General features: G+C 47.0%; 7 protein-coding genes and 2 pseudogenes. 8 read left to right on the plus strand and 1 reads right to left on the minus strand.

The annotated features are described in order from the left end of the window. From BBW68_RS02190 to BBW68_RS18210, 8 genes and pseudogenes are all read left to right on the plus strand, one after another. Nucleotides 1-594 (plus strand): annotated as a pseudogene (locus tag BBW68_RS02190) (transposase); the annotation flags it as partial. Between the two features lie 542 nt (nt 595-1136). After that, on the plus strand, nt 1137-1649 hold the full coding sequence (locus tag BBW68_RS02195) for a fimbrial protein (RefSeq protein ID WP_276325370.1): 513 nt from the start codon (nt 1137-1139) through the stop codon (nt 1647-1649). Nucleotides 1650-1653: 4 nt separating this feature from the next. After that, nucleotides 1654-2370: a fimbrial biogenesis chaperone gene (locus tag BBW68_RS02200; RefSeq protein WP_070133819.1), complete on the plus strand. Its 717-nt coding sequence runs from the start codon at nt 1654-1656 to the stop codon at nt 2368-2370. A gap of 60 nt (nt 2371-2430) precedes the next feature. Continuing rightward, entirely contained in the window at nt 2431-2973 is a 543-nt protein-coding gene (locus BBW68_RS02205; RefSeq protein WP_070133820.1) for a fimbrial protein, read from the plus strand. A 75-nt stretch (nt 2974-3048) separates the two neighbouring features. Continuing rightward, a complete protein-coding gene (locus tag BBW68_RS02210) occupies nt 3049-3735 on the plus strand; it encodes a fimbrial biogenesis chaperone (protein ID WP_083264749.1) in 687 nt (228 codons plus the stop codon). Then, nucleotides 3735-4478 (plus strand): fimbrial biogenesis chaperone, encoded by a 744-nt coding sequence (locus BBW68_RS02215; RefSeq protein ID WP_083264751.1) that lies wholly within the window; start codon nt 3735-3737, stop codon nt 4476-4478. Before BBW68_RS02210 ends, BBW68_RS02215 begins: the two co-directional genes overlap by 1 nt. 98 nt (nt 4479-4576) lie before the next feature. Continuing rightward, nucleotides 4577-7153 carry a fimbria/pilus outer membrane usher protein gene (locus BBW68_RS02220; RefSeq protein ID WP_070133822.1) on the plus strand — a complete coding sequence of 859 codons (2577 nt, stop codon included), beginning with the start codon at nt 4577-4579 and terminating at the stop codon, nt 7151-7153. A 115-nt stretch (nt 7154-7268) separates the two neighbouring features. Continuing rightward, nucleotides 7269-8348: a hypothetical protein gene (locus BBW68_RS18210; protein WP_148127503.1), complete on the plus strand. Its 1080-nt coding sequence runs from the start codon at nt 7269-7271 to the stop codon at nt 8346-8348. 158 nt (nt 8349-8506) lie between these two features. Here the strand turns inward: BBW68_RS18210 and BBW68_RS19385 are convergent. Beyond that, nucleotides 8507-8662 (minus strand): annotated as a pseudogene (locus BBW68_RS19385) (IS21 family transposase); the annotation flags it as partial. Nucleotides 8663-8720 lie beyond the last annotated feature (58 nt).

Raw genomic sequence — 8720 nt, forward strand, 5'->3', positions numbered from 1 at the left:
CGTCTGGCACCGCCTCTTCTTCAAAAAGAAGACCGTGGAAACCATCTGGCACAGCGCCGTTATCCGCCTGCTGCGCGGCAGCTACGGGCACAGTACGGCCGGTACTGGAAGGTACACTTCGCGAAGAAGACCCGGGTGGGGTGGCACAGCATGAAGTACCTTGGCCGGTACCTGAAGCGCCCGCTTGTGTCGGCTTCCCGCCTGCAGCACTACTGTAGCGGCACGGTAATTCATCACTATCTCGATCACCGCACGGGGAAACTGAAACTAGGAAGAGATGATCGGGCGCTGCATTTTAAGATGGTGCGTTACTCGGGATTTCTGGCAAACCGCAAAAGGGGAACGCTGATCCCCCTAGTGTATGAAGCCCTGCAGATGCAGACGCGGGAAAAACCGGAGAAGCCGGGATTCGCGGTGCTGATGAAGGGGTTTCTGGGTACAGATCCATTCGATATGCCTTCTCTGCAAAGGTCGGCTGCGCTTTGCAGGCGCTCAGTCTGGCATGCATGCAACGGAATTTCTGTCAGAAAGGCTGTGTGTAATGGATAAAAAAACGATGGCTGCGTATGCACTGAATTGGAACAGTGCGTCTAAAAAATGGCTTTCTAGTTGAAATTGCATCAGAGACGACATGTTCACACACAGACTCACGTATAACAGCGTTATCACAGGGATGGTTGGCGATGCAATCCATGGTCAGGCGCATCTCAAAAGATGCGCCTCAATTTCCTAACCATCAAGCCAGACCGTTAGAGAACCGTGTTGTCTGAGTGCTTTGTTGTATGCGGGCCAATTGGTGATTTTTAAACTTTTGCTTTGTCATGGGGCCTAATGTTGAAATGAATTTAGCGATCAGGGTCGCTAGTCACCTAAAAGTTCGACTTATTCAACATTTAATATAGCCCTTCAGCCCAAAAATATTATTATAACAATAAATACCATACTATTCAATAGTCCTTGACTATTAAATTAAGCAAATTTATCGCAATTAATCGCTTGAATAGATCAATATTATTGATCTGGTTCAGGTATTAACCTATAATGCTCTATGGTCAGTGCTGGTCAGTCAGCGTTGGTCGTTGGTTTAAGTTAAAGACATTAATTTAAGCAATACCTTTTTAATATAAGGGTTAATAATGATTAAAGGAATTATCGCACTAGCACCAGCCGCTCTGATTGTAGCCATGACGGGAAATGCACAAGCGGCCTTTCAGGCTGACGTTACGCTGCAAGGTACCATCGTTGATACCACCTGTGAAGTGACAGCTAACCATGGGGCCGCTACTTTGAATGTAGGGTCTTACGATAAAACTCAGTTTACTGCCGCGAAAAAAAAGGTGGGTAACGAGCCTCTGTCTGTGACTTTGACTAATTGTAGCGCTGAAGCAAAGGGGGCATTGCAGGTAACCGGAGTGGTTGGAGCAGAAAACAATGTATTTCTCAGCGATGTTGGGCAGACTGTAGGTTTTATGTTGACAAAGGAAGATAACACGACAGTGGTCGTTAACGGCACTAGCATTCCTGTTACTGCAGGTAAAGATGGCACACTGACTTATACTTTCAACGCTGGCATGGCCGTGTTAAATCAAGGAGCTGTTCAGCCGGGTAGTTATCACGCACCAATCAAAATATCCTATGTAAATAACTGATATTATGAAGTTACATCAAAATCTGAGTATGATTTTATGCTTAAGCACTGTGTGGATTCAGCCAACGCTAGCCAGTATTAGCATTGGTTCGTCACGCATCATCTTTCCCAGTGTGGAAAATAGCCAAAGTGTTGAGATTAATAATCGTTCTTCAAATCAACCCTATCTTATTAAAGTCGATATTTCAGACAGTCTTTTGTCTAAATCCTCAGATGGCACGTTTATAGCTACACCTGCGCTATTTCGTATTGAACCCGGGGTTAGCAATAAGGTGCGTATCTTAAAAAAGGCAAATGCATTACCCCAAGATCATGAATCAGTATTTTATTTTAATGTACTAGCTATTCCCGCGAGTAAGTTGGGGAAGGTCGCTGATAGAAATAATCTCGGGGGTTCGCTTCAAGTGGCGACAGGCAATACCATCAAACTATTTTACAGACCAAATGATTTATCAATGATGCAGAAAGAGGCAATGGGGAAGTTGCAATTTTCCAAGCAAGGAAACAACGTTCGAGTTTCAAATCCAACGCCCTACTTCATTTCGCTGAACCAATTAGTGATTGGCGGAAAAAATATTAAGTTAGATGTAATTAAAAGCACTAGTATGGTGGCCCCTTTCTCCGACAATGTCTATTCCGACATTGTTGGTACAGGTATTGCGATATGGAAAGCAATCAATGATTATGGTGGAGAGGAGACGTTCCATGCAACTGTTGACTAAATATATCGCTCCCGCTGTGCGTTTTTTTTCATCTGGCATATTGGCAAATACATAGATGTGATGAAAAATTTCAATATATTTGGGGGGAACCTCACAACCCGTCGCTTTGTTCTGAGCCTGTGCCTGTTGGCAGTAGTGCCTAGTGCGCAAGCGGTCGATGTGGTGTTCTCCGCAACTTTTCAGGCTCCGACCTGTCAAGTATCTGCACCGCCTACTCTTGATTTTGGCTCGGTACAATCAGCCAGTGTTAAACATGGTGATACCCTGAAGAATTCACTAAATCTGGATATTACGCTATCGCAGTGTGCTGGTTTTATCGGAACAGTAAAAAAACCGGGTGTCACCGTGACAGGGATTGGCAATGCTGATGCGGGTGACTTCCTGTTTCGCCAGCCCACTTCCCAAGCCGTAGGTTACGGTGTGCTCATTACCACCGCAACCGGCGCTGTTGTTGCCAACAATACCTTTGTAACCAGCGAAAGCTTCGGCGCTGGTAGCACCACTATTCCACTGAAAGCATCGCTGTCTTGCGGCAATAAGTGCGCTAATGCTATTAGCGGCATGTTGACGGCCGCCGTTACCTTTAATTTCTCCTGGCAGTAAAGGAAGGCTCGTTTGCATATAATCCGTTTGATTTTACTGTACGTTTTACTGATATTTAGCCTGTGGAGTAATCCTATGTCGTTGGTGATGGCGGGCGAGGGAGGAATTAGCCTCAACCGTACACGCATAATTTATCATTCAACGGACAACGCGCAGACGCTGACCATACAAAACCAAGGTTCCCGTCCTTATTTGGTTCAATCTGCCGTTGTTATGTCGGGAGAAGGCCATGAAATAGCCCCATTTATAACCATGCCCCCACTGTTTCGTTTAGAAAAAAACAGGCAAAACGCCTTGCGAATATTGCGCAAGGGAGGTGCAGTAATGTCCCCTGATCGTGAGTCGGTATTTTATTTTATCGCGATCGCGATACCGGGCACGGCACAACCCAAAGAGGCTGATACTGACTTGATGACAGCGCACGTTTCCGTGGGGATCCAAAACACGGTCAAACTATTTTACCGCCCAGCTGGGTTGACAATGGCTGCAGAGGAGGCTGAAGGGCGCTTAACGTTTGATTATCTGGCAGGCAAGGTCCTAGTCACTAACCCTACCCCTTATTACCTGACCCTATCCAGTCTAATATTTGACGGAATGGAGGTCAAGGGTCGTGAGACCGTACCGATGATTTCACCGTTTTCGCAGGCTCGTTATACGGCGGTCGGTCCGGTTCATAAGGCACAGTGGACGGTGATTAATGACTATGGAGGTAATAGCCGCCTGTACAGTTCAACGGTATCAAACAAGGGGGGGGGAGCATAATGTTTTCGCAAAAAATGCTTTTACTCATGGTAGCTGTGTTGCCGTGCCATGCAAATGTAGCTTCGCCATCCGGGATAACGTTGAATCAATTCCGCATTATTTATCCAGCCTCGGCGGAAAAAGGCATTACTTGGTCACTGACCAACAACACAAATCGTACCTATTTGATGCAGTCGTGGATTCGGCCGATGGATTTTTCCACTGGGTTACCACTGGCTGAGGGCGATACCAGGAAGGCGAAAGCGGCGATCCCGCTATTGGTGACACCGCCGCTTGAACGAGTCGAGGCAGGCCAGTCGTTGACCCTGCGTATACGCCTCACCGAACGCACACTACCGCAGGATCATGAATCGGTGTTTTATCTGTCGGTAAAGGGGATCCCATCAGTATCAGAAAAAAACACCCAAGTTGGCGGGCAGGTGGTGGTCGCAGTGGTGCACAACATTAAGTTGTTCTATCGCCCTAAAGGATTACCGGAGAGCGGTGTCGTCACCGCGTCAAGTCAGCTTCGTTTTAGTCAGCGCAGCGACTTATTGGTAGTTGACAACCCCACGCCTTTTTACATCAGTTTTAGCCGGGTAACGGTAGGTGGGAAACCTTTGCCAGCAGACGCATTACGCAAACTGGTTCCTCCTAAGGGGCAGCAGAGCTACCCCCTGCCTCGTGGTACCTCTGATTTAGTGGAATGGCAGATCGTAGATGAAGACAGCCAAGCAAGTCCCTTACAGCACCAAGAGCTGTAAGGCTGTAAGGCTGGATAACTTGATAGATAGTGTTGAATAAAAAGCAGAGACTCATGTTGAGTAGATCATTGACCTCCCAATACAGGCTGAGTACCAATATGAGTATTGCCAGAGTGCGCGCTTTCCTGCGTAAAACCCTGTCTTTTTTTATAGTTATGGGATGTCGAAGCGTATGGGCATCCGATTATTTTGATCCGGAACTGTTGTCACTCGGAGCTAACCATTCTGATGTAGATCTGTCTGCCTTTGCCAGTGCGGGGGGGGCTGCCGAAGGCAAGTACGTTGTCACCCTGTTTATCAACCAGCGCGAGACGGTATCACGGGAGTTGGTGTTCAGTAAAAATGCGCAGGGGAATATTGTGGCACAGCTGACACCTGCGTTATTAGCCGAACTAGGGGTGAACGTTGATCACTTGCCTGCGCTGCAGACATTACAGAAAGATAAACCGGTAGGTGATCTGGCCGCACTAATCCCCCAGTCGACGGTCTCGTTTGATTTATCGCGGTTACGGCTGGATATCAGTATCCCACAGGTGGCAATGCAGCCTGGTAAAGATAGTCGGTTTGAGCCTGAAAAGTGGGATGAGGGTATTGCGGCACTGTTGCTTAACTACAGCTTCAGTGCCGGTCGTAACGAACAGATAATCAATAACGACAAGCGCACTAATAATAACCTCTTTGCTAACGCCCAACTCGGCGCTAATGCCGGTGCATGGCGTTTACGCAGCACCATTACGCATAGCCATTATGATTCTGGCGGTGGTAATCGCCTAGTACGTAACCACCGTGACGACACGTGTTTTTCCTCTACGTATTTGTCTCGCGACATTCTTGCATGGCGCTCCCAATTGACAATGGGTGAAGCCAGCACAAGCAGTGAGGTGTTGGATGGTGTGCCGTTTCGTGGTGTACAACTACGCTCCAGTGAACAAATGATGCCAGCACATCTGCGCGGATTTGCACCCCAAATCACTGGCGTCGCCAACAGTAATGCGCGGGTCACCGTGCGTCAGAATGGCTACATTGTTTATGATACTTATGTTGCTCCAGGCCCTTTCGATATCAAAGATCTCTATCAAGCTGGGATGTCGGGCGATCTCGGCGTTACGGTGACCGAGGTGGATGGGAGCGTCCACGGTTTTATTGTGCCTTACTCATCGTTGCCGGTGATGTTGCGTCCGGGAGCGTTAAAATATGAATTGACTGCTGGGCAGTACAGCGATGGCAATATGCGGGGTACACGCGACACCAATTTTGCCTTTGGCACCTTGATTTACGGTTTACCGAAAAACCTGACTTTGTACGGCGGCTGGCTGGTTTCTAACTTTTACACTGCCCTGAGTTCAGGTACCGGCGTCTCTCTGGGGAATATGGGGGCGCTTTCTGCGGATGCCACCTTGTCGATGGCGACGTTTGACCAAGGTAAACCGCAGACCGGTGGTTCTTGGCGACTGCGTTACTCTAAAAGTTTGTTGTCTACCGGGACGTCGGTGGATCTGACGGCGTTGCGCTATTCAACACAAGATTTCTATAACTTTACCGAATACAACAGCATTGACCATACACGACGTAATGACGATGCGTCGTGGAAACTCAACCGCCGTCAAAGTAGCTTCCAGACCCAGATCACTCAGCAATTGGGCCAATTTGGCTCTATCAGCTTACGTGCCAACCGTGATAGTTACCGGGGTTCAAGTAAAACACTGGTCGGTTTATCAGCAGGATATAACGGTAGCCTGTATGGGATCAGTTACGGGGCGAACTATACCATTGATCGCATGAGGGGAAGTGTCAACTGGCCGGATAACCGCCAAATCTCATTCAATATGAGCATACCGTTTAACCTTTTCAGCTATTCATCCGCATGGCAGAATACCTACGCTAGTAGTCTGGTGACCCATGACAACCGTGGACGAACCCAGAACCGGGTGGGGATGAGTGGCAGCGACCACGATGGGGCGCTTTCTTATAGTCTGCTGCAAGGGTGGGGTAATCAGGATCAGATCAGTAACAGTAGTAATTTGAGTATGGCATATCAAGGCAGTAAAGGTAACATTGGCGTTGGGTACGCCTATTCCAAAGACTCACGTTCGATGAATGTCAACATGAGCGGTGGTGTGGTGGCGCACGCCAAAGGGATCACCTTTTCGCGTTCGTTAGGCAGTTCAGTGGCGTTAGTTAGTACACCAGGCGCTGTTGGCGTTAGACTTTCCAATGGAGGGGGAACAACGGACAAGCATGGTTATGCGGTGGTACCTTATCTTTCTAATTATACAAACAATAATATCGGGGTTGATCCTAGCACATTACCGGACAACGTCGACCTTCCGCAGAACCAGATGTCGGTCTATCCGACCAATGGTGCGGTGGTGAAAGCTAATTTCGTTACCCGCATTGGATATCAAGTCCTCATGACTCTGAGCCGGAAGGATAGTTTAAGTGCGGTACCGTTTGGCGCGACCGTGTCGTTGTTGCACCGTGCGGCACGGGAAGATATCACCAGTATTGTGGGCGATAACGGCCTAGTCTATCTAGCAGGCCTGCCACCAACAGGTGAATTGTCTGTCTCATGGGGTAAAAGTGCGGATAAACAATGCCGCGTTAGTTTCAGTCTTGACGGCCTTACGCCAACACCACAAATGCCGGTAATCCAGCTAAACGGTACCTGTCGGTAATGGTGTCCTCACTGGCATAGTCTTAATTAATAATCACTCTCGGTGCTCAGACGGTGAAAGTTATATGCTCTGCCTAATTTTATTTTAAATACTTATTTAATTAATGGTATGTAATATGAACGTCAATATAATAACAAGAATCTTAACGCTTAACTCTCTAATTAGTTTAGCGTTATCAATAATGACCTTTGCTACTTATGGTTCTGGAATTACTTTAAAAAACAAACAGTTTGCATTATTGAAAAACTCAGCAATATATCAACCTGGAACTGTGATGAGCGCCTCAATTTCATTTATGAGTTTATGCTTAATTGCAGGGTTTAGCATGGAAAATAGTCATATATATTACCCGAGCTGGGCCTCCCCTTTGACCACAATTGATGGTTATACAGGTTTTTTAACACCCGAAGGGCTGCTTATTGTTCTTTCTGGAGGGAGTTTAAGAGTGACCGTCATGAACACCAAAAACAACCGCGTATCGACAGGACTTAACTTCGGAAGCCAAGGGAAAATGACATTGTCAGGGCCCGGAGTTAAAAACGATAACGCATGTTGGACAATTGATATGGTGCGAAATAATAACACATCAGGAAGCAGTCTGGATGGCAATATAAATGTCAGTATTTACGTACCTGAAAATGTTTTACCCGGCACTTATACATTGCCTCCACTTTGGGTTGGTCGTTACGGAATGACTTATATGCAGGACAGAACGATAGTTGATAGGAATGATATAATTACTGTTCTGGATACATCACCAAAATGTACAGTAAATATACCCGTAACGATTAACTTTGGAACGATTACCCCTCAGTCTTCTTCGGGGGTTTTGCTGGGAAGAAAAGATGGTAGCATTAATTATCAGTGCACAGGATATAATCCGGTTGTTGATATTACGATGCGAGCAACCAGTACATCTCAAAAAGAAAATAACAATACTCTTTATCTTGTAAGAAATGGGGCGTCAACCATTCTGGCCCGTTTGCAGGGTGTAATCGATAGCGTGGGTTCGAGTGAATGCGATGCAAGTGTAAAGCGGATATCATTTGATGGTCGCCCTATCTCTTTAGGAAGAGTTGCTAATAATAGCTCAGGTCAGCTTCCTATTTCCTGGCTTTTATGTACACCGGCTGGCGGCATTAATGATTTTGGTAGTGGTAAGGCAACAGCAACTTTAGAATTTGACTGGAAATAGGCTTTGTTGAATAAATAGAGATTATGCTGCGCCCCCATAAAAACAGCGAGCGTCCATAATATAAAATCAGTAGGTTACAACCAGTGTTCGGTAATACATGCTGGAATGGCTAGCCTCTTCGTCCAAAACTGGCATATTAAAACAGCATGATTACCTAAGGGGCGGCAGACCTTGGGGGTAAAAGCATACTTCTCGGCAACGTGCATCAACTGTGGGTTCCAGCGATGCTTGCCGGGGCCGTAGATATCGCGCTCAATGATGATGGCCTTGGCGTTGTCGAACATCAGTTGATGCGGCGTCCCGCCGAAGAACCTGAGCGCAGACTCAATGCTGTCACACCGGGCAGCGGGCTACGGATATATCTGCGAACGG

Origin of the sequence: Candidatus Erwinia dacicola, assembly GCF_001756855.1 — a bacterium.
Lineage (GTDB): Bacteria > Pseudomonadota > Gammaproteobacteria > Enterobacterales > Enterobacteriaceae > Erwinia > Erwinia dacicola.